This window comes from Stenotrophomonas sp. STEN035 (assembly GCF_056759935.1).
In genome coordinates this window covers 1-26433 of sequence record NZ_JBRRDY010000005.1, presented here as the reverse complement: position 1 = coordinate 26433, position 26433 = coordinate 1, and the positions used below count along the sequence as shown (strand labels likewise).

23 protein-coding genes are annotated in these 26433 nt (G+C 63.7%); 16 read left to right on the top strand and 7 right to left on the bottom strand.

Going from position 1 to position 26433, the window contains the following annotated elements; all coding sequences use genetic code 11:
- Window positions 1–75: 75 nt before the first annotated feature.
- Together ACVOLL_RS03905 and ACVOLL_RS03900 are read left to right on the top strand one after the other, a co-directional pair.
- Window positions 76–978, top strand: a complete 903-nt coding sequence (locus ACVOLL_RS03905; RefSeq protein WP_481511685.1) for a helix-turn-helix transcriptional regulator — start codon at window positions 76–78, stop codon at window positions 976–978.
- Window positions 979–1039: 61 nt separating this feature from the next.
- Window positions 1040–3880: a TonB-dependent receptor plug domain-containing protein gene (locus ACVOLL_RS03900; RefSeq protein WP_481511684.1), complete on the top strand. Its 2841-nt coding sequence runs from the start codon at window positions 1040–1042 to the stop codon at window positions 3878–3880.
- 313 nt (window positions 3881–4193) lie between these two features.
- Here the strand turns inward: ACVOLL_RS03900 and ACVOLL_RS03895 are convergent, their stop codons facing one another.
- The gene (locus ACVOLL_RS03895; protein WP_481511683.1) at window positions 4194–5309 is read right to left on the bottom strand and encodes an HDOD domain-containing protein; all 1116 of its coding nucleotides are present in this window, start codon (window positions 5307–5309) and stop codon (window positions 4194–4196) included.
- Window positions 5310–5471: 162 nt separating this feature from the next.
- Complete coding sequence (gene ppa, locus ACVOLL_RS03890; RefSeq protein WP_481511682.1) at window positions 5472–6017, bottom strand: inorganic diphosphatase; 546 nt, start codon at window positions 6015–6017, stop codon at window positions 5472–5474.
- A 221-nt stretch (window positions 6018–6238) separates the two neighbouring features.
- Here ppa and ACVOLL_RS03885 point away from each other — a divergent pair, with 221 nt between their 5' ends.
- From ACVOLL_RS03885 to ACVOLL_RS03840, 10 genes are all read left to right on the top strand, one after another.
- Window positions 6239–6739, top strand: a complete 501-nt coding sequence (locus ACVOLL_RS03885; RefSeq protein WP_481511681.1) for an RNA polymerase sigma factor — start codon at window positions 6239–6241, stop codon at window positions 6737–6739.
- Window positions 6740–6846: 107 nt separating this feature from the next.
- Window positions 6847–7818 carry a FecR family protein gene (locus ACVOLL_RS03880; RefSeq protein ID WP_481511680.1) on the top strand — a complete coding sequence of 324 codons (972 nt, stop codon included), beginning with the start codon at window positions 6847–6849 and terminating at the stop codon, window positions 7816–7818.
- A 126-nt stretch (window positions 7819–7944) separates the two neighbouring features.
- Window positions 7945–10860 carry a TonB-dependent receptor gene (locus tag ACVOLL_RS03875; RefSeq protein ID WP_481511679.1) on the top strand — a complete coding sequence of 972 codons (2916 nt, stop codon included), beginning with the start codon at window positions 7945–7947 and terminating at the stop codon, window positions 10858–10860.
- Between the two features lie 178 nt (window positions 10861–11038).
- Window positions 11039–11629, top strand: a complete 591-nt coding sequence (locus ACVOLL_RS03870) for a biliverdin-producing heme oxygenase (RefSeq protein WP_481511678.1) — start codon at window positions 11039–11041, stop codon at window positions 11627–11629.
- A 40-nt stretch (window positions 11630–11669) separates the two neighbouring features.
- Window positions 11670–12059 carry a YbaN family protein gene (locus ACVOLL_RS03865; protein ID WP_481511677.1) on the top strand — a complete coding sequence of 130 codons (390 nt, stop codon included), beginning with the start codon at window positions 11670–11672 and terminating at the stop codon, window positions 12057–12059.
- A 126-nt stretch (window positions 12060–12185) separates the two neighbouring features.
- Window positions 12186–12902: a tonB-system energizer ExbB gene (gene exbB / locus ACVOLL_RS03860; RefSeq protein ID WP_481511676.1), complete on the top strand. Its 717-nt coding sequence runs from the start codon at window positions 12186–12188 to the stop codon at window positions 12900–12902.
- A gap of 9 nt (window positions 12903–12911) precedes the next feature.
- Window positions 12912–13337 (top strand): TonB system transport protein ExbD, encoded by a 426-nt coding sequence (exbD, locus tag ACVOLL_RS03855; protein ID WP_481511675.1) that lies wholly within the window; start codon window positions 12912–12914, stop codon window positions 13335–13337.
- The gene (locus ACVOLL_RS03850; RefSeq protein ID WP_481511674.1) at window positions 13334–14074 is read left to right on the top strand and encodes an energy transducer TonB; all 741 of its coding nucleotides are present in this window, start codon (window positions 13334–13336) and stop codon (window positions 14072–14074) included. Before exbD ends, ACVOLL_RS03850 begins: the two co-directional genes overlap by 4 nt.
- A gap of 228 nt (window positions 14075–14302) precedes the next feature.
- Window positions 14303–15523 carry a helix-turn-helix domain-containing protein gene (locus ACVOLL_RS03845; RefSeq protein WP_481511673.1) on the top strand — a complete coding sequence of 407 codons (1221 nt, stop codon included), beginning with the start codon at window positions 14303–14305 and terminating at the stop codon, window positions 15521–15523.
- Between the two features lie 47 nt (window positions 15524–15570).
- Complete coding sequence (locus ACVOLL_RS03840; protein ID WP_481511672.1) at window positions 15571–16239, top strand: glutaminyl-peptide cyclotransferase; 669 nt, start codon at window positions 15571–15573, stop codon at window positions 16237–16239.
- Window positions 16240–16426: 187 nt separating this feature from the next.
- Here ACVOLL_RS03840 and ACVOLL_RS03835 read toward each other — a convergent pair whose 3' ends face one another.
- A complete protein-coding gene (locus ACVOLL_RS03835) occupies window positions 16427–18454 on the bottom strand; it encodes a sodium-translocating pyrophosphatase (protein WP_481511671.1) in 2028 nt (675 codons plus the stop codon).
- 243 nt (window positions 18455–18697) lie between these two features.
- Between ACVOLL_RS03835 and ACVOLL_RS03830 the strand changes: the two genes are divergently transcribed.
- Window positions 18698–19204 (top strand): hypothetical protein, encoded by a 507-nt coding sequence (locus ACVOLL_RS03830; RefSeq protein WP_481511670.1) that lies wholly within the window; start codon window positions 18698–18700, stop codon window positions 19202–19204.
- A gap of 37 nt (window positions 19205–19241) precedes the next feature.
- On the opposite strand, the gene ACVOLL_RS03825 is transcribed toward ACVOLL_RS03830, so the two are convergent.
- From ACVOLL_RS03825 to ACVOLL_RS03810, 4 genes are all read right to left on the bottom strand, one after another.
- Complete coding sequence (locus tag ACVOLL_RS03825) at window positions 19242–19835, bottom strand: DUF2846 domain-containing protein (protein WP_481511669.1); 594 nt, start codon at window positions 19833–19835, stop codon at window positions 19242–19244.
- A gap of 4 nt (window positions 19836–19839) precedes the next feature.
- Entirely contained in the window at window positions 19840–20553 is a 714-nt protein-coding gene (locus ACVOLL_RS03820) for a hypothetical protein (RefSeq protein ID WP_481511668.1), read from the bottom strand.
- Window positions 20554–21052: 499 nt separating this feature from the next.
- Window positions 21053–21706 carry a YiiX family permuted papain-like enzyme gene (locus ACVOLL_RS03815; RefSeq protein ID WP_481511667.1) on the bottom strand — a complete coding sequence of 218 codons (654 nt, stop codon included), beginning with the start codon at window positions 21704–21706 and terminating at the stop codon, window positions 21053–21055.
- A complete protein-coding gene (locus ACVOLL_RS03810; RefSeq protein WP_481511666.1) occupies window positions 21706–22962 on the bottom strand; it encodes a 6-phosphofructokinase in 1257 nt (418 codons plus the stop codon). The genes ACVOLL_RS03815 and ACVOLL_RS03810 overlap by 1 nt, the downstream gene beginning before the upstream one ends.
- A 142-nt stretch (window positions 22963–23104) precedes the next feature.
- On the opposite strand from ACVOLL_RS03810, the gene ACVOLL_RS03805 reads away from it, so the two are divergent.
- The 3 genes from ACVOLL_RS03805 (at window position 23105) to ACVOLL_RS03795 (ending at window position 26241) form a co-directional block, all read left to right on the top strand.
- On the top strand, window positions 23105–23668 hold the full coding sequence (locus tag ACVOLL_RS03805) for an adenylate kinase (protein ID WP_481511665.1): 564 nt from the start codon (window positions 23105–23107) through the stop codon (window positions 23666–23668).
- Window positions 23669–23996: 328 nt separating this feature from the next.
- Window positions 23997–25502, top strand: a complete 1506-nt coding sequence (gene mpl / locus ACVOLL_RS03800) for a UDP-N-acetylmuramate:L-alanyl-gamma-D-glutamyl-meso-diaminopimelate ligase (RefSeq protein ID WP_481511664.1) — start codon at window positions 23997–23999, stop codon at window positions 25500–25502.
- Between the two features lie 133 nt (window positions 25503–25635).
- A complete protein-coding gene (locus tag ACVOLL_RS03795; RefSeq protein ID WP_481511663.1) occupies window positions 25636–26241 on the top strand; it encodes an LON peptidase substrate-binding domain-containing protein in 606 nt (201 codons plus the stop codon).
- Window positions 26242–26433: the final 192 nt, after the last annotated feature.

Below are 26433 nucleotides of genomic sequence, written 5' to 3'. Positions count from 1 at the left end.
CGCCGGACTTTCCTGACCCTCGCCGCCAAAGTTGGCAAAACGTTCGCTCAATAAGGGCAAACGATGGTGTGCGACATGCGGCAGGTTTCGTGGGTGGATCGTGGTCAGTCGGTATCGTTCGAGAAGCCTGCGGAGGATGGCCCGCGGCCTGCTTGTGTAGGCGTGGCCCGACTGGGCAGCCTGCAGACTTCGGGCACCGTGTTCACCGTCTGGCTGCAGCTGCGTGGCACCGCCTGGGTGGAATCCAAGGAGGGTAAATTCCGCTTGCGTCAGCGCGAGTGGATTGCTTTCGAGAAGGAATCTCGTCCGCTGATCCAGGCTGGTCGCGATGGCATGTGCATTGGTATCAGTCTGGATACCGATGCATTGCGCATGCTCGGTACCTTGGCCGATTGCAGCGTCTACACCGGGCGTGGTCGCATGAGTCTGGGTGAAGCGCGTTTGGCGCTGCGCCTGTGGCGCGAAGCGCAGGCACCTGGTTCAACCATCCACCAGCTGCGTCCTCTGCTGTTGCATCTTGCCTCCCTGCAGCGTGATCTCGCCGGCACCGTGCAGCGTTGCCCGGGGCGCTCACGTATCCGCAAGCGACAGGTATTTGGCCGCATGCAACGTGCGCGCATGTACCTGGAAGGCAATAGCCATCGCGTCGTACGCATTGGTGAGTTGGCCGAGCTGACAAACTTTTCCAGCTGGTATCTGTCCAAGACCTTCCAGAGTCTGTATGAAGAGAGTCCCCAGTCCTTGTCGGCGCGGCTGCGACTGGAGCGTGCAGCGATGCTGTTGCGCGATACCGACATGATGATCGGTGAAGTGGCCTCTGCCAGCGGTTTTGACAACTGCTGCAGCTTTGCACGTGCGTTTCGTGCACGTTTTGGCGCATCGGCCACGCAGTATCGTGAGATGCCGGAAGTCTTGAGGCCAGACTCGGCAAAGCTTAAGGATGGCTCGTGCAAAACCAAGGTGGCAGTACGAACGTAACGTTCAGGGGTGTTTAACACACCGCTAACTTTGTCGTTTGTTTAGCTCTTTGGAGAGATTGATGAAGCTTCGTAATTCTGCAGTGCGGTTGGGCTTGCTCCCGGCCGGCATTGCTATTGCCTTGACCCCCTCTTTTGCTTCGGCGCAGGAAGCTGCTGCCGGTGCCACCACCCTGGACCGTCTGGAAGTCACCGGCTCGCGCATTCGTGCCGCGAACATGGAAACCCAGCAGCCGATCCTGACCCTGAGCCGTGAGAACCTGGAAAAGCAGGGCTTCACCTCGGTCGCTGACGTACTGCAGAACATGACCTCGGCCGGTTCCCCGGCAATCTCGCGTTCGGAATCGCTGGCTTCTGGCGAGAACGTGGGCGGTTACTACATCGATATCCGCAACCTGGGCGCCAACCGCACCCTGGTGCTGATGAACGGCAAGCGCCTGGGCGCTACCTCGGGTGGCTACCAGGATCTGAGCCAGATCCCGATGTCGGCCATCGAGCGCATTGAAGTCCTGAAGGACGGCGCTTCTGCCATCTACGGTTCGGACGCCATTGCCGGCGTGGTCAACGTGATCACCCGCAAGAACTTCGACGGTGCTGAAGCCAACGTCCATGTCGGCCAGTACGGCGAAGGCGACGGTGAGCTGAAGCAGTACTCCTTCACCATGGGCGCCACCGGCGAGCGTGGCAGCCTGACCCTGTCGGCTGAGTACTCCAAGCAGGATCCGGTGATGGCCGGTGACCGTTGGTACTCGCGTGATGGCGGCAAGGGTCCGAACTCGACCCCGGCTGACTGGAGTGCGGTGACCAATAAGGGCAGCTGGTTCGGCCCGTGCGGCCCGGGCGGCGCCGATGCATGGTGCACCCTGAACGAGGGCGGCAATCCGAAGAACGTTGCGGATTACCACCCGATCACCCAGGGTGAGTTCACCAACGCCAATCCGGAAATGAGCCTGCAGACCGGCATCGAGCGCAAGTCGGTGTACGTCAACGGCACGTACGACTTCACTGACAGCATCTCGTTCAACGCCGACATCCTGTACAACGAGCGCAACACGGACCAGCAGATCGCCGGTTACCCGTACCAGTCGGCGCAGGCAGCGATCAATACCCCGATGTCCGCTGCTTCGGTGTTCAACCCGACCGGTGAGCAGATTCAGTTCCGTCGACGTCTTTCGGAAGTGCCGCGTACCACCGACAGCCAGCTGAAGACGCTGCGCTTCGCGCCGTCGGTCAGCGGTTTCTTCGATTTCGCCGGCAAGTCGTTCGACTGGAACGTCGGCGCGCTGTTCAACCGCAACGAATCGGTCAAGAGCAACTACGGTGACATGAGCCTGATCGCTTCACGTCAGGCGCTGGGCCCGTCGTTCATCGACGACAAGGGCGTTGCCCGTTGCGGCACGGCGGACAAGCCGATCGCTGGCTGCCTGGCCTGGAATCCGCTGCTGCCGATCGGCGTGGCTGGCCCGGGTTCGCTGGCGGACAAGGATCTGCAGGAATTCCTGTTCCCGACCTACACCACCACCGGTGTTTCCAAGACCACCGCGTTCACCGCTGACCTGGCTGGTTCGATCATGACCCTGCCGGCCGGTGATCTGGGCTTCGCCGTCGGTATCGAGCACCGCGAAGAACAAGCGCGTTACGTGCCGGATGCGTTCATGCAGTCGGGCCAGTACACCGGTCTGGCGCAGAGCACCACCAACGGCAAGTACGACCTGGACGAGGTCTACCTCGAGTTGAACATCCCGGTGCTGGCCGACATGGCCTTCGCCAAGGAACTGACCATCAACGTTGCCGGCCGTTACTCGGACTACAGCAACTTCGGCGACACCGTGAATGGCAAGTTCGGCGTCACCTGGCGTCCGCTGGATGAGCTGCTGGTCCGCGGCACCTATGCGGAAGGCTTCCGTGCGCCGTCGATCGACAACATGTATGGCGGCGTGGGCGCGAGCTTCGAGCGCTACACCGATCCGTGCTCGGTCGGCGTGGCCGGCAGTGTTGCCGGCAATGCCGCCTGCACCGCCGCGGGCGTGGCTCCGAATTACGTGCAGCTGGGTCAGGGCTCGGAGCCCTGCACCACCTGGCCGTGCGCTACCCCGGACCAGTTCATGTCCGGTTCCAATCCGAACCTGAAGCCGGAAACCTCCACCAGCAAGACCGTTGGTCTGGTGTGGAGCCCGCGCTGGGTGCAGGGCCTGGACGTCTCGCTTGACTGGTACAACTACCAGATCAAGGAAATGATCATCTCCGACAGCGTCACCCGCATCCTGCGCGATTGCTATGTGCTGGGTAACAGCAGCCGTTGCGCCGGTGTCGTGCGTGCGGCCGATGGCCACATCAGTGAGATGTTCTATGGCCTGGCCAACCTGGGCCAGATGGAAACCGAAGGTTACGACCTGGGCGTGAAGTATCGTCTGCCGGAACTGGCCATCGGCCAGATCTCGCTGGATTGGCAGACCACCTACACCGTCAAGTACGACGAAGTCGGCCAGAACAAGGCTGGTGACAAGATCATCATCGGCAACGTCGGTTCGCCGGGTATCTTCCGTGTGCGCTCGAACATGGGCGTGAACTGGGAGTACGGTGACTTCGGTGTGAACTACACCGCACGTTACTACTCGGGCATGAAGGAAACCTGCATCAGCACCGCCGAGGGCTGGTGTGACCTGCCGAACCGTTATGAGAACGGTGAGAAGGCTCCGCTGCGTACCACCGGTTCGAACACGTTCCATGACCTGCAGGTCAGCTACAAGGCACCGTGGGATGCAACCATCGCAGTTGGCGCGAACAACCTGTTCAACCACCGTGGTGCGCTGCAGTACTCGGCACCGAACAGCGCCTTCGCGTACTACGGCGGTTTCGACATCGGTCGCTTCCTGTACCTGAAGTACACCCAGCGCTTCTGATCCATCGAAGCACTGTGATGCATGACAAAGGGTGGGCCGCAAGGCCCACCCTTTTTCTTTGCGCGTTGAGTAAAGGTTGGGCCAGGGCGTGCTTTGCCGGCCAGCCTGCGCCGCTGTGAAAGCAGGGCGGCACGCAATCCATCAACACCTGCCAGACCCGTAACCGGGTTAAGCGCAACGCACCCGGGATGAACCGGGCAACGCAAGCCAATGCCGCGCGCAGGTCAGTCACGTTCAACACACAGAAACAACAACGGCCGCTATGCGGCCGTTGTCATTCAACCCTGGTTTCGCAGCGCGATAGAGAGCAGGCTCAGGCCTCGAGGCTCACGCCCATCAACTCATCGGCCATTGCCCGCCACTGCTCCAGCTTGGGCAGTACGCCGACATTGGCCAGATACTGCTCATCAACCGCGGTGCCGGCGGCCAGTGCCGTGGCAACGTGGACGGCACCGGCCACCCAGAAGCTGCGCACATTGGAGCGCCCCGGCTGCAGCTGGAAGGCGACCGCTTCGATGATCGGCATCGGCAGGCCCCACAGGCCCATCAGATAGGCACCGGCCTCGGCATGGCCGGGCCGCGGGTCATCGCTCTGGGCGGGCAGGCGCTCGTCCCGCACGCCTGGCAACAGCAGGCCGATATCGGCCAGCAGTGCGGCGGTGGAACCGAGCTCGGCGCTGGATGCAGGCAGCATCTTGGCGGCCAGGCGTGAGGCCATCAGTGCGCGTGATTGCAGTGCGTTGCGGTCGGGCCCGGACATGCCGGGCAGGGCGAATACTTCACTGGCCAGGACCAGGTCGCGCAGGGTGGCCATGCCCAGGCGGGTGACCGCACCACGCAGATCGGAGATGGCGCGGCCGCTGTTGAAGAAGGCCGAGTTGGACAGCTGCAATACCTTGGCAGCGATGGCCGGGTCGGCTGCGACCAGCTTGGCGATCTCCGCAGAGTCGCTTTCCTCGTCCTCTTCCAGCGCGTGGGTCAGGCTGATGTACAGATGCGGCGGCGAGGGCAGCTTTTCGATGCGGCCGATGGTCTGGCGCAGGTGCGGGCTGTCCAGCAGTTCGCGCAGTTCCTCCAGGCTGGTCAGTGCTTCAAGCAGCACCTCCGGAGCCAGCGGCAGCGGCAGGAAACGATGGGCAACGCCAATGATGCGCGCCGATGGCACGCGCTGATTGTTGTCGCCGTCGATCAGTGCGATACGGATGGTTTCCGGGCGCAGCGTGCGGATCTGCCCGAGCAGGGTGGCTGGGGCCAGGTCGGCCAGTACCGGCGCAACGATGATCGCGTCGATGGTGGCCGAGGACACCGCAACGATGGCGGCACTGCCATCCGGGACCGACTGTACTTCCCACTCATCGCCCAGATCGGCGACGTACTCAAGCAGCTCGGCCGACAGGTTGGCTTCGCCGCCGACTAACAGGATTCGCAAGACACTTCCCCTTGGACAAAACGCAAAAGCCAGCACAAAAAACAGGCCGGAAACCGGCCTGTCAATGTAGCTGCTTGCTGGCAAAGGGTCATGCCCTCTACCAGGAAAACGTGATGGTTGTCGCTACGCAGAGCCGAGTATTACGACCGTGCGCAGTGCCAATCAGACATCCTGTTCCTGGGTGGCAAGGTAGCTCTTGTGCGCCTCGACCAGGATGCGCTTGGCTTCGGCGGCATCGCCCCAGCCTTCGATCTTGACCCACTTGCCCTTTTCCAGATCCTTGTAGTGCTCGAAGAAGTGGCCAATGCGCTCCAGCCAGTGGCTGGACACCTGGGCGATGTCTTCGACGTGGGCGTAGCCGCTGAAGATCTTGGCGACCGGCACGGCGAGGATCTTCTCGTCGCTGCCAGCTTCGTCGCTCATCTTCAGCACGCCGACCGGGCGGCAGCGCACGACCGAGCCCGGGACCAGCGGCAGCGGCAGCACCACCAGCACGTCGGCCGGGTCACCGTCGCCGCACAGGGTCTGCGGCACGAAGCCGTAGTTGCAGGGGTAGCGCATCGGCGTGGACAGGATGCGATCGACGAACATCGCGCCGCTTTCCTTGTCCATTTCGTACTTCACCGGCTCCGAATCCTTCGGGATCTCGACGATGACGTTGATTTCTTCCGGCGGGTTCTTGCCCGGCGAGACCAATTTCAGGCTCATTGCGCTGACTCCGAATCGTTGTTGGTTGAAAAAGAGCTCCATTCTACGCGCACCACTATTGCGGCGCACCAAACCTCAGCGAGGCGGGTGATCGGGGTCGGGGAGGCCGCTGGGAACGCACTGTCGCGCAATACATATGAGAACCATTATCATTATCGATGTATGCTTGCCCGCCCAGGGCCGCCTTGTGCGGGCGGCCCGTTCTGTCTTCACAGCCTCCAATGTCCAGCAACGCCACCACTTTGACCGAACTGCTGATCCGCGAGCGCCCGGCCTTGCTACGTCTGGTGCGCCAGATCCTCGGCACGGACGGCGGTGCCGACGACGTCATCCAGGGGGTGTGGTTCAAGGTCCGCGGGGTCGGCAATGAGCCGGTGATCGGTAATCCGCGCGCCTACCTGTACCGGCTGGCCAGCAACCTGGCCACCGACCACGGCCGTGAACGTACCCGCCGGTTGCGCCTGCAGGCCGAGAATTACCTGTGGGGGCCGGACGAGGTGCTGTCCACCGAGGAACAGGTGATGGCGCAGGACGAGTTGGCGCGGGTACTGGAGGCTGCCGAGCATCTGCCAGAGCCCACCCGCAGCATGTTCCGTCTCAACCGCCTGCAGGGCCTCACCCAGCCGGAAGTGGCGCGGCGGATGGGGGTATCGGTAACCACGGTGGAAAACCATCTGCGCTTGGCCCTGCAGCGCCTGGCCTGGGCGCGCAGCGGCGGTTAGCGTTGCAATTCCTCTTGGGGATGCAATGGCGCGGTTCGTCATGTAGTGAGATCGCTGTTCTGTATTCCGCCCGTCGCCATCACAAACAAAAGCAGCAACGCCAGCCCATGAGCCCGCCGTCTTCCTCGCCACCGTCCGACAGTCCCGCTGCGCAGCAGGCGCGCGACTGGCTGCTGCGTCTGGCCTCGGGGACCATGAACGAGCAGGACATGCAGACCTTCGAGCAGTGGCTGTTGCTGCCCGGACACCGGCATGCATTTGAGCATCAACGGGTACTGTGGCGCAGCCTCGCTGCCCGTCCGCAGACCAGCGTGGTGGTACAGCGACCTGTGCGGCGCACGCAACGCCGGTGGTTGGCAGCGGTGGCGGTGCTGGCGTTGTTCTGCGGGGTGATGTCGGCGCCGGAGCTGGCGCTGCGCATGCGCGCTGATTACCGCGCGGATGTGGCAATCCGCCAGGTCAGCTTGCCGGACGGTTCAACCGCAGTGCTGGATGCCGGGGCCGCCATTGCCGTGCACTACGGCGAGGCCACGCGGCGTATCGAGCTGCTGCGCGGGCGCGCCTGGTTCGAGGTTGTGCCGCAAGCCGGCGCGCCATTCCGCATTACGGTTGGTGATGGCGTGGTGGAGGATATTTCCACCGCGTTCGTGGTCAGTCGTGACGGCGATCATGTCGATACCGCGGTCGAGCAGGGGCGCGTGCGGGTTGCGGCGCGCCCGGATCAAGGCTGGATGTACCTGCAGGCCGGGCAGACAGCTGGCTGGAGCAAAGGCGGTGTTGCCGAGCTGGGCGCGGGACTGGCAGCAGATCACGTCGCAGCATGGCGACGTGGCGAGTTGCTGCTGGAAAACGTGCCGGTGACGCAGGTGCTGGCCGAGTTGGGGCGTTATCGGCCCGGCCATGTATTCGTGCGTGGCGATCTGTCGGCGTTGCCGCCGATCAATGCCGCGTTGCGTCTGGATCAACCCGAGCAGGCGCTGGATGCGCTGGCTGCGGGCAGTGGCTTGCGGGTGACACGGTTGCCGTTCGGCATCGCCATCGTGCAGGCACAGGAAAACGAGCTGCCAGCGCGTCGCTAGCTGAACTGGGCGATTGATCTTGGGGGTTTGCCCGGTTCATTCGTCTTAACCCCGACCGTACCTCAGCCGCCGCCACGTACGTCGAACCTCCGCCGCCTCATTGCGGCTTCGACAACAGGATTTTCAATGCCCAGTTCTTTCCGCGCCGGCCCATGCCTGCGCCTGTCCCGTCTGCACGTCGCGATGCTGGCCGCCGGCCTGGCAGTGATGACGCCAGCCGTTCCCGCAATGGCGCAGGCCACCGTGGCCAGCGCCTCCGCGCAGTTCGACATCCCCGCACAGCCGCTTGCCGCAGCCCTGGGCCAGTACATGCGTCAGTCTGGCGTACAGGTGGCCTATACCGCAGCCCTGGCTGACGGTGCCACCTCGGCACCGGTTTCCGGCCAGCTGGCACCGGCAGCGGCGCTGCAGCAGCTGCTGCGCGGCACCGGCCTCGCAGCCCGCCGCAGCGGCAATGGTGCGGTCACGCTCGAAAAGCTGCCGGCAAGCGCCAATGCCGATGACCTGGTTGTGACTGGCACCCTGAGCGTGGCCGGTGATCAGCGTGGTGGCGAAGGCAGCGGCAGCGATGCCGCGCGCCTGCTCGATACCTACCGCACCACCGGTTCGACCGCCTACATCCCGCAGCAGACCATCGAACGCTTCCGTGGCACCTCCACCGCCGACATCATCAAGGGCGTGGCTGGCGTCACCGCCGGTGACCCGCGCGTGGGCAATGCCCTGGACGTGAACATCCGTGGCATCCAGGGCCAAAGCCGCATCCCGGTGATCATCGATGGTGGCCAGTCCACCATGGATACCTACCGTGGCTACGCTGGCCAGTCGCAGCGCACCTACCTTGATCCGGACCTGATCTCCAACATCACCATCACCAAGGGGCCGAGCCTGAAGGCAAACGCCTCCGGCGGCATCGGTGGCGTGGTCGAGATGGAGACTTTGAAGGTGGATGACGTGCTGCGCGAAGGCCGCAACAGCGGCATCCGTGTGCGCACCGGCCTGGCCAACAACAGCGCCAACAACGTGCCCGACTACAGCGCCGCACCGCGCACCGACCGCAACGCCACCGGCAACCAGTTTGCCAACGTGGCGGTGGCCCAGCGTTGGGAGCGTTTCGACCTGGTCGCCGCCTATGCCTGGCGCGATACCGGCAACTACTTTGGCGGCAAGCACGGCTATGACGACTTCCCGCAGACCCGGCGTACGCTGGCACCGCTGAACCCGCCGCGTACCGAAGTGTTCAATACCTCCTCGCGTTCGGAGTCGGCGCTGCTCAAGGGCACCTGGCGCATCGACGATGCGCAGACGCTGGAATTGGGCTACCGCCGCTATGAAGGTACTGCCGGCGAGATCATGGCTTCGCAGATCATCCGCGTGGACCGCGACCGTGTGCCGCAGTGGGACCCGGGCCATGTCGATATGGACAGCTACAGCCTGCGCTATCGCTTCAATCCGGACAGCGCCTTGGTCGACCTGCGTGCAAACGCCTGGTACACCGATGCAGAAAGCCTGATGTACAACAGCCTGACCGGCATCACCCCGTGGTACTTCGACCGTCGCACCGAGTGGTATGACGCGCCTAGCTTCAGCGGCAACCCCGGCTACAAGGATGCCTACGCCAATCCGCTGAAGCAGCAGCGCTTCGGCCTGGACGTGAGCAATACTTCGCTGCTGGAAACCAGCGCGGGTCTGTTCACCTTCGACTACGGCCTGTCGCTCAGCGACGAGGACATCCGCCCGAACTCGCCGATCATGCATGACGATCTGGTCAACAACCGCTTCCTGCGCAATGCCGAGCGCAAGGAATACAGCGCGGTCGCATCGATCAAGTGGGAGCCCAATGAACACTGGGAGTTCATGGCCGGTGGCCGCTGGAACCGCGTCAACGTACACGATCGCAATCGACTGGCGAAGGAAGACAAGTTCGAGGCGGATGGTCAATACCGCTACACCCAGCTGCTCAACGGCGATCCGAAGCTGCCGTCATGGCGTGCCAAGCGTATCGCGATGTTGAACTGGTACCCGGATGCCAATGGCAACTTCACCCAGGCCTCGCTGCTGGCCTCGCCGTACAAGAAGGGCACGGTGGCGGACATCGGCGGCTGGAACTTCTATGACGCCGATGCCGCAGAGGATCTGATGGTGCCGGTGAGCTGGACCTGGTCCAAGCCGATCAAGCGCCGTGACAGCGCGTTTTCGCCGACTGCAAGCGTCACCTACCGCTTCGACGAAGACAGCATGGTTTACCTGAAGTACGCCGAGGGCACCAAGCTGCCGAGTCTGTTCGAGACCACGCTGGGCCTGTTCACCGCCGCCAAGCCAGTCGGCGAACTGAAGCCGGAGCGCTCCGGCAGCTGGGAAATCGGCGCCAGTACGATCAAGCGCGATCTGTTCGCCAATGGCGACCAGCTGGCACTGAAGCTGGCCTACTTCGATACCCGTGTGGATGACCTGATCACCCGCGATTACCGCACGCTGTCGGCTGGGCTGATCCGCAATGTGGATCGCTTCAAGGTGTCGGGCATGGAGTTCCAGTCCAACTACGATGCCGGCAAGGTGTTCGCCGACCTGTCCGCGCATTACTACTTCAAGGCCAAGACCTGTGCGCCGGATATCGCCGCGGAGCGTCGTGAATACGGCATCAAGCGCAACATCGAGGAGCTGAAGAACACCCCGAACTGCGTGGACGGTGGCTTCGAGGGTTCGTACAGCAATACCCAGAACCCGCCGCGTTACACGGTCAACATGACCCTGGGTTCGCGCCTGTTCGACGAACGGCTGACCTTCGGTACCCGCGTGGTGCACAACGCCGGCCCGATCAGCAAGCTGGACAAGGAATGGAACGTCGGCCTGTCGGCGATCCAGCAGCTGTACCGTCCGGCGACCATCGTCGACCTGTTCGCCAGTTGGTCGTTCAACGATCAGTGGAACCTGGACGTCAACCTGGACAACGCCACCGACCGTTACTACCTGGACCCGCTGGCGCTGGGCATCCTGCCGGCACCGGGCCGTACCGCGCGGATGGCGCTTACCTTCCGTTATTGATGGATAGGGTGTGATCGATGCAGCAGGTGATCCCGGCGCGGCAGCGCCGGGATTGCCGGTTGCAGCACACCATGCAGGCCACTTGGGGGAAGGCCCCCGGCAGACGTCTCAATCAGGACGACCAGCCAGTCCATCAGAAGATGCAGCCGGTTTCCCCTCCGCTTCGTTGTTGCAGACCATGACCACGACCGAAACCATTGCAGCTCCCACCCGTAGCCAGCGCCTGAAGGCGGCTACCAGCACCACGCACGATTCGCTGGACAAGCGGATCATGTCCGAGGACATCTTTGCCAGCCGCGAGCGCTTCGCCAAGTTCGTGCGCGTGCAATACCGTTTCCACCGCGACATCCAGGCGCTGTATGCAACGCCGCTGCTGCGCGCGCTGTTGCCTGATCTGGAACAGCGCCAGCGCCTGCAGCAGATCGTTGCTGATCTGGGTGACCTGCAACAGGACGTTCCCGCCGGCAGCGCCGCCGTCATCCCCGACGACATCGAGCTGCCGCAGGCGCTGGGTTGGCTGTACGTGGCTGAAGGCTCCAACCTCGGTGGCACCATCCTGTTCAAGCTGGCTGGCAAGCTGGGCTTGGGCGCGGCGTTTGGTGCCAGCCACCTGGCCGCACATCCGGATGGCGCCGCCCGCCACTGGCGTGAGTTCACTGCGTCGCTGGATGGCATCAGCATGACCGAAGCGCAGGAAGCGGCGGCCATCGAAGGCGCCAATGCGGCATTCCGCACGGTGCGTGGCTACGTCGAGCAGGAATTCGCCTGATGCAGGTGGGCGCACCAGCAGACACGATGAAGGCATCGACGTGATCCGCTGGCTGTGGTTCTGCATGGGATGGTTGATGGTGGCACTGGGCGTGATCGGCGCGTTGCTGCCGGTGATGCCGACCACCATCTTCCTGATCCTGGCGGTGTGGTGTTTCTCCAAATCCTCGCCACGCTTTGAAGCGTGGCTGCTGCAGCATCCGCGCTACGGCCGGCCGTTGCGGCAGTGGCGCGAGCAGGGCGCGGTGAGTCGCAAGGGCAAGTGCTTTGCCGCTGGCGGCATGGCGCTGGGCTATGTGCTGTTCTTCATCGGAGCGCATCCGACCTGGAAGCTGGCTGTGCCTGTGGCGATATTTTTCCTGGCCAGCGCCGCTTATGTGCTGTCGCGGCCCAGCCCGCGTGAGCCGGCCGATGGTGGCGAGCAGCCATGATGCAGTCCGTCGCCGTCGCCGCGCTTCCACCTGCATCAGCCCGATGCGACATCTGTTCGTACAACGTTCAACGCACCAGCCAGATCGCCAGTGCGACTTTCTCCCACGACGATCCGGAATCTTTCCATGCACGCTGACATTTCCTCGCACGCCGCCACACAGGCACTCACACCCTGGGCCATGTACCAGTCCGCCGACTGGGTCGTGCAGGCGGTGATGATCTGCCTGGCATTGGCATCGCTGGCCACCTGGACGGTATTGATCGCCAAGACACTGGAGTTGGGCCGTATCGGCCGTGAGCTGCAGGCCGCACGCGAGGTGCTGGAGGTCAGCGGTAGCCTAGATGGTGCCGATGCGCAGCCGTTGCTGCAGCAATCGGATCTTGCACGCGGCATGCTGGGTGCGGCGCGTACCGAGCTGGCGTTGTCGGTTGATGCGCAGGGGCATGATGGCGTCAAGGAACGGCTTGGCTCGCGGCTTGAGCGCATTGAACTGGGTAACAGCCGGCGCCTGCGCAGCGGTGTCGGTCTGCTGGCAAGCATCGGTGCAGTGGCACCGTTCGTCGGTCTGTTCGGCACCGTGTGGGGCATCATGAACAGCTTTGTCGGCATCGCTGCGTCCAACACCACCAATCTGGCCGTGGTCGCACCGGGCATCGCCGAAGCTTTGCTGGCCACCGCGATGGGCCTGGTCGCGGCAATCCCCGCAGTGGTGATCTACAACCACTTCAGTCGCCGCCTGCTGAGCCTGCGCGCACTGGGTGGTGACATCTCCGCCAGCGTGCAGCAGATCGTCTCGCGCGATCTGGATTGCGGTCGCGCGCTGCCACGCGACCCGCGCTGAGGCCTGGCAATGGCTATCCGTACTTCCCGTGAGTCCGACGACGAAGCGCTGGACGAAGCGCACGAGATCAATGTCACCCCTTTCATCGATGTGATGCTGGTGCTGCTGATCATCTTCATGGTGGCCGCGCCGCTGGCAACCGTCGATGTGCCGGTGGAACTGCCGGCCAGCAGCGCCAAGCCACAGCCACGCGATGCCGAGCCGCTGTTCCTCACCGTGCAGGCCGATCTATCACTGCGCGTTGGTGAGACTGCAGTGTCGGCTGATGCGCTGGCGGCGGAACTGGAGCGGCGCACGCAGGGTGATCATTCGCAGCGCATTTTCCTGCGCGCCGACCGTTCGGTCAGCTATGGCGATCTGATGGAAGCCATGAACCTGCTGCGTCGTGCCGGCTACCTGAAAGTGGCGCTGGTCGGGGTAGAGCAGTCGCCGTGACCGCCGCTACTGCATCCTCCCGCCTGCGTTGGGGCGGAAGTTTCGCGCTGGCGCTGCTGCTGCACGCCGTGGTCATAGGCGCGGCGTTGTGGTGGAGTCTGCGCACGCCGCCCGTGCTGGCCGACCAGCAACCGCTGGAAGCGGTAATGGTCGATCTGGCCGAGACGCCCGAGGCTCCACCAGCCGCGCCAACCGAGATCCCGCAGGGCCCGCCGCAGCAGGAGCAGCAACGCAGCGAGCCGATCCCGGCGCCGCGCTTGGAGCGCGAGCCACCGCCGCAGGAGCCCGAGGTTATGGACGCCTACGTGCCGCCGCAGCCGCGCGAACACGTGCCTGCCTCCGACGCCCATACCGTGGACCAGACCCTGGCGCCGCCAGATGTCAGCGCCGAGCCCAGCGAGCGCTATGCCGCCCGCCAGACCACGGCCGGGCAGCAGGCGCAGGCCTCGGTCAGCTGGCAAGGGCAGCTGCTGGGGCATCTGGAAAAGTACCGTCGCTATCCACGCCTGGCCGAGCGTCTGCGCCAGCAAGGCGTGGCCTATGTGCGCTTCAGCGTGGACAGGCAGGGCAAGGTCAGCAATGCCAGGATCGGCCGCAGCAGCGGTCACGACAGCCTGGACGAGGCCACGCTGGAGACAGTGGCACGCGCAACACCGGTGCCGGTACCGCCAGCGGACGTCGCTGGCGACCCGGTGGAGGTGATGGTGCCGGTGGAGTTCTTCATCAACCGTAGGTAAGCGGCAGCCCCTCAGGCGACCTATCGACGAGGGCTGTCCCCTCTCCCGCGCCGCGGGAGAGGGGTAGGGGTGAGGGCGCTTTCCGCCGTTCTCCTGCGGCGTGACTTTGACCGTCATCCCGTAGGCAGGCACTCAATCCCACGAGCAAGAAGTGCTGCGTCGCGCATGTCGCAAACAGCCCCGTCCTGGAAAAGTGCATCTACGGCCGCCCGCAGTTAGCCTGCCCCCATGGACTCCCTGATCGCAGCTTCCGCACGCGCCCTGGCCACCGGTGATGTACTCACCGCGCTCAAGCACGTCGCATTGCGTGACGATCCTCCCGCACTGGCGCTACGCGGAATCGCGATGGCCCAGTTAGGCGACCTGACCCGTGCACGCGAGCTGCTACGACGTGCGCAACGTGGCTTCGGCACACACGAAGTCCTCGCACGCGCACGCTGCGGTCTGGCCGAAGCCGAAGTAGCATTGGCGCTGCGGGAACTTGGCGGCAGCTCCGAACCGCTGTCATCCATCGCGGCCGTGCTTGATGCGCAGGGTGATGCGGCCAACGCACTGCAGGCCTGGTTGATCCTGGCGCGGCGATTGTTGCTGCTGGGCAAGCTGGATGAAGCAGCGCATGTGCTGGCCAGGTTGGAGGGAAGGCAGCTGCCACCCGCGCTGAGCGCCATGGCTGATCTGACCGCTGCGACCTTGGCAATGCGCAGGATGCAGATTGCGCAGGCACGCGCTCTGTTGGAACGTGCGCGGATGGCTGCGGCGCAAGCAGGTGTCGGGGCGCTGCAGGCAGAAGTGGACGCAGCCCGCATCAAGTTGGACCAGCCGGCTGCGCGTTGTCTTGGTGCAGGTGCGGATCAGTTGCTGCGTATCGATCAGGTGCAGCAGCTGTTGGATTCCGACGCACTGATCGTTGACGGGTGCCAGCGCGGCATCAGGTCTGGTGCAGGCTGGCAATCGCTGGCAAGGCGTCCGGTGCTGTTCGCGCCTGCCCGTGCGCTGGCCGAAGCCTGGCCGGGCGAGGTTGACCGCGATGTGCTGATCAGCCGCGCATTTTCCATGCATCACTACGACGAGACGCTGCGTGCCCGGCTGCGTGTGGAAATAGGTCGCCTGCGCGGGCTCATCGCGGCGCAGGCGCAGATTGAAGCGACAGCTGCTGGCTTCCGTCTGTCCCCTTGTTCGGCGACCTCGGTGAAGGTATTGCTCCCGCCCATCGAAGGCGAACAAGGCGCACTGCTCGCGTTGCTTGCCGATGGCGCGGCCTGGTCGACCTCGGCATTGGGTTTGGCCTTGGGTCAGAGCCAGCGCAACGCGCAGCGGGCGCTGCTGGAGCTGGAGGTGGCAGGGCGCGTGTACGCGATTGGACGCGGACGAGCGCAGCGCTGGCGCGCGGTGCCGTTGAGCGGATTCACGACGATCTTGTTACTCCCTGCTGCGCTGCCGATTGACTAGTGTCGCTGGCAGGCAGCCAATCGCGGACATGCCAGGAGATCGCAGCGATGAATACCCAAACCCTGAATCCTGAGGTTGCGGCGGCCAAGGTCCGCCCTGCCGAGGTGGTACGCAAGTACGGCCCGTTTGCCGGCTCGGACACCATCAATGGCGTCAGCTTCGATGGAAAAAACGTCTGGGCCGCCACGGGTGCGGCGCTGGTGGCCTTCGATCCGAGCGATGGCGGAACGGTGCGGAGCTTGGCCGTGCCTTGTGACGCCGGTACTGCGTTCGATGGAACCTATCTCTGGCAGATCGCCGAAGCGCGTATCGACAAGATCGATCCGCAAAGTGGCGAGGTGCTGGCATCGATCCCGGCACCGGGCAATGGAATGGATTCGGGCATGGCGTGGGCGGAAGGCAGCCTGTGGGTGGGGCAGTACCGGCAGCGGAAGATTCACCAGATTGATCCAGCCGACGGCAAGATCCTGCGCACGATTGAATCCGACCGTTTCGTCACCGGCGTGACCTGGGTGGATGGGGAACTCTGGCACGCGACAGGCGAGGCAGGGCAGAGTGACATCCGTCGCCTGCAAGCCGATACCGGCGCGGTGCTTGAGCGCCTGCAGATGCCGGAAGGCATCAGTGTGAGTGGGCTGGAAGCGGATGGTGGCGAGCTGTTCTATTGCGGTGGGGGTAATGATGGTCGGGTGTATGCGGTGAAGCGTTCGGGTTGAATGGTGTTGTGCTCTACGGCGGGCTGATGCTATGTCAGCTTCGCGGCTTACGCCGCTCCTACAAGTGCCGCTGCTTGCCGAGACGCTTTGTGTACCTTCCGAATCTCCAGTTGCTGGATACAGGAGCCCCTCTCCCGCATGCGGGAGAGGGGGTGGGGTGAGGGCAGCTTTTCGCAGTCGGCTTCGACTACAACAACGGCACCAACAGCAGCGCGACGATATTGATGATCTTGATCAATGGGTTGATCGCCGGTCCGGCCGTGTCCTTGTAGGGATCGCCAACCGTATCGCCAGTCACAGCGGCCTTGTGCGCTTCACTGCCCTTGCCGCCGAAGTGACCATCTTCGATGTACTTCTTGGCATTGTCCCAGGCACCACCACCGGTAGTCATCGAGATCGCCACGAACAAGCCGGTGACGATGGTGCCGATCAACAAACCACCCAATGCCTTCGGCCCAAGCAGCAGGCCAACCACCACCGGCACTGCGACGGGCAGCAATGAAGGCAGGATCATTTCCTTGATCGCCGAGCGAGTGAGCATGTCCACCGCCTTGTGGTACTGCGGTTTGGCGGTGCCCTGCATGATGCCGGGGATTTCGCGGAACTGACGGCGGACTTCTTCCACCACCGCGCCGGCCGCGCGGCCCACCGCCTCCATCGCCATCGCGCCGAACAGATAGGGGATCAAACCGCCGATCAGCAGACCGATGATTACCGTGTGATCGGACAGGTCGAAGGCGAATGTTTCGCCCGGATGCGCCATCTGCAGGTTATGGGTGTAGTCGGCAAACAGCACCAGTGCCGCCAATGCCGCTGAACCAATCGCATAACCCTTGGTCACCGCCTTGGTGGTATTGCCCACCGCATCCAACGGATCGGTGATGTTGCGGATTTCCGGCGGCAGGTCAGCCATCTCGGCAATACCGCCAGCGTTGTCGGTGATCGGGCCGTAAGCATCCAGCGCGACGATCATACCGGCCATCGACAGCATTGCGGTTGCAGCGATGGCAATGCCGTACAGGCCGCCAAAATGGAAGGCCGACCAGATCGCCACGCAGACTGCGATCACCGGCAACGCGGTGGATTTCATAGACACGCCGAGGCCGGCGATGATGTTGGTGCCGTGGCCGGTGGTCGATGCCTGCGCCACGTGCTGCACCGGCTTGTACTGGGTGCCGGTGTAGTACTCGGTGATCCAGACGATCAGGCCCGTCAGCACCAGCCCGATCAAGGCGCAGATGTACAGATTGGTGGCGCCATGGCTGGAGTCGGCCATCAGTTGCGTGGTCACCGGCCAGAAGGCGATGGCGGCCAGCACGCCGGAGACGATCACCCCCTTGTACAGCGCGCCCATGATCGAGCCGCCGGCTTTCACCTTGACGAAGAACGCGCCAATGATCGAAGCGATGATCGATACCCCGCCAAGCACCAGCGGATACAGCACCGCATTGCGACCGACTTCGGCCATCATCATGCCGCCAAGCAGCATGGTGGCGATCACCGTCACCGCATAGGTCTCGAACAGGTCAGCGGCCATGCCGGCGCAGTCGCCAACGTTGTCACCGACGTTGTCGGCGATCACCGCCGGATTACGCGGGTCGTCCTCGGGAATGCCGGCTTCGACCTTTCCGACCAGGTCTGCGCCGACGTCCGCACCCTTGGTGAAGATGCCGCCGCCCAAGCGCGCGAAGATCGAGATCAGCGAGCTGCCAAATGCCAAGCCGACCAGCGCATGCAGGTTGTCGGCCTGGGGCAGGCCCATGCGTTGCAGAATCAGGTAATAACCCGCCACGCCAAGCAGGCCCAGACCGACCACCAGCATGCCGGTGATAGCGCCACCACGGAACGCGACATCCATCGCCGCGCTCATGCCGTTGCGCGCGGCTTCGGCGGTGCGCACGTTGGCGCGAACCGATACGTTCATGCCGATATAGCCGGCAGCACCGGACAATACCGCGCCGACCGCAAAACCGATCGCCGTGTACCAGCTGAGGAAGACACCGACCAGCACGAACAACACCACACCGACGATGGCGATGGTCAGGTATTGGCGGTTGAGGTAGGCCCGCGCGCCTTCCTGGATGGCGGCGGCGATTTCCTGCATGCGGGCATTGCCGGCAGGTTGGCGTAGGACCCATTGGGCCGAGATGATGCCGTAGACGATGGCGACAGCAGCGCAGACAAGCGAAAGCACAAGACCGTACTGTTCGAGCATGACCCCTCCAGCGTTGGTGGATGCCATCCAGCTGTGGATGAAGCGGGGACACGCCGGGTAGATCGAAGCACTGGAACAGACCCGGGCCGCGTGCGGCTGTGGTACGTGTCGCTGTGTTCAAACACTCTGAGGCGGCCTGAGTATGACTGCCAGCTGTCTCGACCGCCAGCCGCCCCCTTCTTGCTGTTGGGTTCAGTCGGATGCTGGCAACGTCGCGTATCTGTCCATGTGGAATCGCTGCCGATGAAAGCCCTGCTAGTCCTTGCCGTGACGGCCTTGTCGCCGCTGCCGTTGTTGGCGGCCAACGCCAAGCCCGAGATCGAACGTCCGGCAGCCAGCGCGCAGGCCACTGGCGCGGTGCATACCGTGCGGCAGATCCCAGAAGCCTGTACCCGCATCGAAGGCCACTTCACCGGCACGGCGGCGCAGCCGTATGACATGCAGTTGGTGCGCACCAGCCCGCAGTGCCAGCCGCGTGCGGTGTTCCTGGATGCCAGCAAGGTCAATCCCAGCGAAGCGGCTGGCTGGAAGCTCAATGAAGTGGCGCGTATTCCCTCGGCATCGTGCAGCACGCAACAGGCGGTGATCGAAGTGTGGCGCAAGCCGGCCGGGCAGCAGGTCGCGCTGGACGGGCAGGGCCAGAACCGGGTCTATCTGGGTGACGCCAAGGCGCAGGCCGCGGCCGGGCGGTTGGCGGCATTGCCGGCGTATTCGGCGCGCCTGCAGATGGAAGGCAGACCCTGCCGCTGAGTGCGGCAGGATCAAGGCTGCTCTCCCGTTGCGCTGCTTATTCGCGCAGCTTCAGCTTGTCAGCCATACCGTTGAAGGTAGCTCCATCGGAAGGTGACAGGTTGGGACGGCCAGCGAGTACGCCCATGGTGATGGTTCCCTGCACGAAGTAGGTTTCGCCTTCTTCCACTTCCATAGTCAATACGTCCTTGGCTTCTGAGTGGACGGTGTACTGATGGGTGCCCGGCTCGGCTAGATGGACGAAATAGTTGCCGCTGCGCAGCTTGCCCAGCTCCTGTTCGCCTTCCCGTACCTTGAAGCCGATCGCGCCGCCGGTGAACTTTGACGGACGGAAGAAGACGATCTGGGCTTTGTCGGCGGGGGCGGGGGCAATCAGCCCACCGTGGGCAGCGGTCTCTCCTGGAACAGGGCTGTCGGCGACGGCAGCATCAGTAGCCTGCGTTGGCGTGGTCGAGGTGTCGGCGGCTTCAGCTTCTTCAGGGGCGGTGGCTGACGGTGCGCCGGCCGGAGGCGCTTCCTGCGCGGTGGCAGCGGCATCGGTAGCCGGCGGTGCCTGCACTTGTTGCGCGAACACTCCGAACGGGGTGAGCAGACTGGCAGAAAGGACCACTGCACACGAACGTAGACGCATCGAACTACTCCTTGGGTTGGACCGGGGTTTCCGGCTGGGATGTAATGGCGGGTACTGCAGTTGCAGTGATGTTGTCCGGGGATGCGGCAACCGGATCGACCGCGCTTGCGGCGCCTGGCTGGGCCCGGACTTCGATGTCGGCTGTGGACACTGCGCTTGCAGCGGGTGCTGGCGCAGCCTTGGTTTTGGCGACGCCGCGCGTACCGGCGGGAATCACGATCTCCCTGCCCCTGATGAACATGGCGAACGGGCCCGCAGCGATTGATACGCCGATCGCCATGCCGCTGTTGTCATCACCGGTTGCGCCAAGTTTGAAGCCACGTAGCAACAGCGCGCCTTGTGCCGTTTCCAGCGTGCGTGCAGCAATCAAGAGTTCCCCGGGAGCACCACCACCGCGTGCGGCAGCTGCGTGCACGATTTCGCCAGTCCCACGGGTTCCGCGGGGCAGTCGCTCAACGCCGTCGAGCAACAGTGGTTCGGCCAGGGTGATGGCGAAAATGTCACCGCGCTTGTGTGTGGAGGACGCGAGTGGTTCGGCGATTTCAATGAAAACAGGAGTACCCGACGGAATTGCGGGAACAGCTTCGGTCACCTCTGCGAGGGGGGACTGCACCGCTGCCGGCGCCGGCGGTGAGACTTGTTGCTGGGCGGCTGCGCTGCCGCATATGGCGTACAGGACCAGCGCCATCGTGGCGTAGCGGAAAATGACTGACGACATGTTGATTGGCCCCCGCCTGAATGGCTGATCGTAGCCGCAGCGGAGCACATTTGAAATGTGTCAGGCGGCTTTCCCTGAGCAGCGTCATGGGCGGTGGCTGCGAAGGGCCGAAGCCGGAGTGCATCAGCCAGCGGCAGCGGTCCTGTCCTGCTGTGCCAGTTGCTGACCAACTCGGTAGCCTGCCGCGGCCAATACGCAGACGATGAAAAAGCCAAGCATCCCGATCAGTATCTTGCGGAACATGGTGCACCGCCGGTGTGGAGAGCTTGAGCTGAGAATGCGCTGCCGATCGGAGCGCCACACCTGCCTGAAGTAATACCGGTGATCAGTCCCAGCTATGGCGACGAGCCACGCTCGACCGGGGCATTGCCAGGAAGGCGCTTCGGTAGAGCCGAGCCATGCTCGGCTGGGCGTTACCGGGAAAGCCTCCGCCGAGCATGGCTCGGCACTACATGAGGAGCGCCTGCCGAGCATGGCTTTCCACCACGCAGTAGTTCCGTCAGCGCTGGTCAACCGTCACCAGCAAGGGTGAGGCGAAGATGGCCGCAGGCGAAATCACCGGCTCGGCCAACGGGACGTGGTTGCCGTAACGTTCGCGCAGTTTGCTGCGGACCACCGGCGCCTGCAGGTTGAAGCTGTCCAGGCGCGCCAGTGGCGCCAGCTCGATGCCAGCGGCGTCGCGGTACAGCTTCCACACCAGTTCAGAGCAATAGATGCGTTGGTCAGACCATTCGAAGGCCAGGTCGTAGGGGCGGCCCACATAGCGTGTGGCGGCGGTGTGCATCCGGGCCTTGTTTGCAGGTGTCAGCGGCCTTGATGGGCGTTTGATCACATAGTGACGCTGCGCACCGCGATCCAGCCAAGCCCGCAAGGGCGTATACCGCACTGGCTGCACCGCTTCCAATACGTGGGCTTGACCGCCACGCAGCAGGACGACACCCATATGGCTGTAACGCGAGCCGGTGGCGGCCTGTACTGCTGCACTTTGGCCGGAGGTGGAGGTGTGGAACACGATATCGCCATCCTGCGGTGTGTAGGCGCCGGCCAGTTGTGCGGACGCCATGCACAGCAGCAAGGCGATGCACTGCATCGCCCTGGAACCAGCGGTGAAGCGACGCGGAGGCCGCAGACAGCACCGGCGAAGGCGCGACATCAGCCTTCCCAATCTGCCAGCTTCTTCGCCACGGCGACGTTCTTCAGGCTCACGTATTTCGGCAGGCCATCGCGACCATACGGCAGCGGCGCTTCGCCACGAATCAACGGCTGCAGATAGCGGCGCGCCTTCTCGGTGATGCCGAAACCATCCTTGCGGATGAAGCTCGCCGGCATCTTTTTTTCGTGGTTGGCGACCTTGGACAGCGGCGCGGCTTCGATCTTCCAGCGATACGGCACGTCCGAGCTGCGCACGATCACCGGCATCACCGAGTTCTGTCCCTTCAGCGCGAACTGCACTGCAGCCTTGCCCACTGCCTGCGCCTGTTCCCAATCGGTCTTGGAGGCAATGTGGCGGGCCGAGCGCTGCAGGTAATCGGGCAGGGTCCAGTGCACCTTGTAGCCGAGTTCGGCCTTGACCTTGCCGGCCAGGTACGAAGCGACGCCGCCGAGCTGGGTATGGCCGAAGGAATCCTTGACCCCGCCGGCGTCGGCGACGAACTGACCGTCGGCGGTATGGATGCCTTCGCTGGCGACCACAACGCAGAAGCCGACCTTCTCAACGACCTGCTTGACCTTGGCCAGAAACACCGGCTCGTCATAGGCACGCTCCGGCAAGAGGATGATCTGCGGTGCGTCGTCGGGGTTCTCGCCAGCCAGGCCCGCAGCTGCAGCCAGCCAACCGGCGTGGCGGCCCATTGCTTCGTAGATGAAGACGCGGGTCGAGGTCTCAGCCATCGCTGCCACGTCCAGCGCCGCCTCGCGCACCGAGATCGCGGTGTACTTGGCCGCCGAGCCGAAGCCCGGGCAGGTGTCGGTGACCGCCAGATCGTTGTCGATGGTCTTGGGTACGCCCACGCAGGTCAGCGGGTAGCCGTATTCCTTGGCCAGCTGCGAGACTTTCAGCGCGGTGTCGGCCGAGTCATTGCCGCCGTTGTAGAGGAACCAACGCACGTCATGCGCCTTCAAAACCTCCAGCAAGCGCTCGTACTTGGCGCGGTCCGCGTCCAGCGACTTGAGCTTGTAGCGGCATGAGCCGAACGCGCCGCCGGGGGTGTGGGCCAGCGCGGCGATGTTGGCTGCCGACTCCTTCGAGGTGTCGATCAGCTCCTCGCGCAGCGCGCCAAGGATGCCATTGCGCGCAGCCAACACCTTGATTTTCCTGGCTCTTGCTTCAGTGATGACGGCCGAAGCGGTGGCGTTGATGACGGCGGTGACGCCGCCGGACTGGGCATACAGCAAGGTGCCTTTGGACATGGGCAATACTCTCCAGAGCGGGGGACATTCCGGGACATTGGCCGGATGCGGTAAGCTGCACATATTGCGGTGCAGCGTGAATCGGCCCATGAGTCTAACGCCGCTGTCCGTCCCGTTTCCTCAAAACATATGGGAGTCAGGAATGCGATTGGTTCTGTTGGGACCGCCCGGTTCGGGCAAGGGCACACAGGCGACGAGCCTGAAGGAACAACTGCAGGTTCCGCACATTTCCACCGGTGACCTGCTGCGCGCCGAAGTGGCCGCCGGCACCGAGCTGGGCAAGCAGGCCAAGGCGGTGATGGATGCCGGCAACCTGGTGTCCGACGATATCCTGCTGGGCATGCTGGAATCGCGCCTGTCGCAGGCCGATACCGCCAAGGGCTTCATCCTCGACGGCTACCCGCGCAACGTGGCCCAGGCCAACGCGCTGGGTGAACTGCTGGCCAAGCTGAACCAGCCGCTGGATGCCATCGTGCAGCTGGACGTGCCGACCGAACTGCTGGTCGAGCGCATCGCTGGCCGCGCCCAGGAGCAGGGTCGCGCCGATGACAATCCGGAATCGGTGCGTCAGCGTCTGCAGGTCTACAACGATTCCACCGCACCGGTGATCGACTTCTACGCCGCCAAGGGCACCCTGGCGCGCGTCGATGGCGTTGGCGCGCTGGACGAAGTGCTGACCCGCATCCTGGCGGCGATCAAGCGCTGATGATGCAGGGCGCCGGCGGGTAACTGCCGCGCCCATCTGCGTGTTCGCTGCGGCGGCCACGCATACAGAAACGCCCGGGTCCATGAGCTGGATCCGGGCGTTTCGTTTGTAAAAAGCCAGCTAAGGGCGTGCTCACGGCCCCATCAGCATGAGCTCCCTGGGGATGGCCTCTTGGGGAGTAGGACCTGAGGGATACTGAGGCTGGCGTCACGTATTTTCATTGTGAATGTCGCGTGACGGTATCGGGGAATCCCCTACAGGAGATTGGGGATACAGCCAGGGTTGGGCTTGGATACCCCAAATCCAGCGCATCGGCGACAATCTAGGGATGAGCAAGATCCATATTCTCGGCATTGCCGGTACTTTCATGGGCGGCGTGGCCGCCCTGGCCCGCGAACTCGGTCATCAGGTCGAAGGTAGCGATCAGGCGGTATATCCGCCCATGTCCACCCAACTGGAAACCTTGGGGATCAGCCTGTCGCAGGGCTATCTGCCCGGCAATATCAGCCCTGATTGCGACGAAGTGGTGGTGGGCAACGCACTTTCGCGCGGCAACCCGGCGGTGGAGGCGGTGCTGGATTCGGGCCGTCGTTACACCTCGGGTGCGCAGTGGCTGTCCGAACAGGTACTGCCGGGCCGCGATACGCTGGCCGTAGCCGGTACCCATGGCAAGACCACTACGACCACGATTCTGTCGTTCCTGCTGCAGGCGGCCGGACGCGAGCCGGGTTTCCTGATTGGCGGTGTTGCAGAGGATTTCGGGGTGTCGGCGCGGTTGGGGCGGTCGGTCATCGGGGTTGAAGATAAGGCCTTACCCCCATCCGCCCCTGCGGGGCACCCCCGCCTTCGCGGGGGCAGGCCCTTTGTCCCCCCGGTGGGGGAAGGGGAGGACGCGTCGATCCTTTCGGATCGATCAGTTTCAAGTCGACCACTTTTTGTGGTGGAAGCTGACGAATACGACACCGCGTTCTTCGACAAGCGCAGCAAATTCGTTCATTACCGACCGCTGGTCGCCATCCTCAATAATCTGGAATTCGATCACGCCGACATCTTCCCGGATGTGGCCGCGATCCAGCGCCAGTTCCATCATCTGGTGCGTACCGTGCCGGGCCGTGGTCGCCTGATCGTCAATGGCGAGGACAAGTACCTGGCCGAAGTGCTGGCGATGGGCTGCTGGACGCCGGTGGAGCGCTTCGGTTTTGATCCGTCGCTGGAATGGAGTGCACGCCTGATCAACCAGGACGGCAGCGCCTTTGCGGTACTGCACCGCGGTGCTGAAGTAGCGACCGTGGAATGGTCGCTGCTGGGCCGACACAACGTGCTCAATGGCCTGGCTGCCTTGGCCGCAGCGCATGCGGTGGGCGTTGATGTCGCCACTGTCGCGCCGGCCTTGGCAGGTTTCCACAGCGTCAAGCGGCGCATGGAAGTGATCGGTCAGGCGCAGGACATCACCATCTACGATGATTTCGCCCATCACCCGACCGCCATCCACACCACGCTGGAAGGGCTGCGTGCCAGGGTCGGCGAGGCACGCATCGTGGTGGCGATGGAGCCGCGCAGCAATTCGATGCGCTTGGGTGCACATTCGGATGCATTGGCGCCGTCGCTGGATACCGCCGACGCGGTAGTGTTCCTGGCGCGTCCGGAGCTGCCGTGGGATGCGGCCAGGGTGATCGATGCGGTGCGTGGCGATGCGCAGGCGGTCAGCGATACCGATGCATTGCTGACCAAGCTCGGCGATGTCGCGCGCGCTGGCGACCACGTGGTGTTCATGTCCAACGGTGGTTTCGACGGCGCGCCGCGGCGTTTCCTGGCGCAGCTGCAAGGCGGCTGATCCAGCTGTTTTTCCGACCGGGTTGCATGCAACCCGGTACTGCATTGATGACGTTCGCACGCGATGAATTGTCGTCGCGGTGTGGTGGAGTACCATCCGGCTTGTCTGCCGAACACCTGTCATCACCTGGATCATGCAATTGCTCAGTCTTGCCCTGTTTCCCCTGCACGCGGTGTTGCTGCCCGGTGCGATGTTGAACCTGCGCGTATTTGAGCCGCGCTATCTGGACCTGGTACGCGAATGTGGGCGTACCGGCAGCACGTTTGGTGTCTGCTTGATCCTCGAAGGCGAGGAGGTTGGTGCGCCGGCAATCCCTGCTGCATGGGGCGTGGAAGCGGTGGTCGAGGACTTCGATGTTGGCCCGGATGGCGTGCTGGTACTGCGCCTGCGTGGTGCGCGGCGCTTCCATGTTGTGGCGACGCATGTGCGCGACAACGGCCTGGTGATGGCCGATGTCGAATGGTGTGAGCGCGACAGCGACGACGAGCTGCAGCCCGAGCACGGATTGCTGGGCACCTTGCTGGAGCACATCATCGAGCAGATTGGCGGCGAGTACGCAGCTGCCGGCCCGGCGCAATTGGATCAGGCGGCGTGGGTGGGCTGGCGCTTGGCCGAGCTGTTGCCGTTGCAGGAAACCCAGCGGCTGCAGTTGTTGCAGGAAAACGATCCGCAGCAGCGGCTGAATCGATTGCTGGAGTGGATCCCGGAGCTGGACGTGCCGATCGAGGAAGATCTGTAGTTCAGTTGTAGGAGCGGCGTCAGCCGCGAAGCTGGCAATGCTCCGAGGCGAGCGGAAACTGCAATCTGACGACGTATCGGCTTCGCGGCTTACGCCGCTCCTACATTGCTGGCCAGCAACGCCCTGGTAGTGCCGAGCCATGCTCGGCAGAGGCTTTCCCGGTAACGCCCCCTGCCGAGCTTGGCTCGGCAC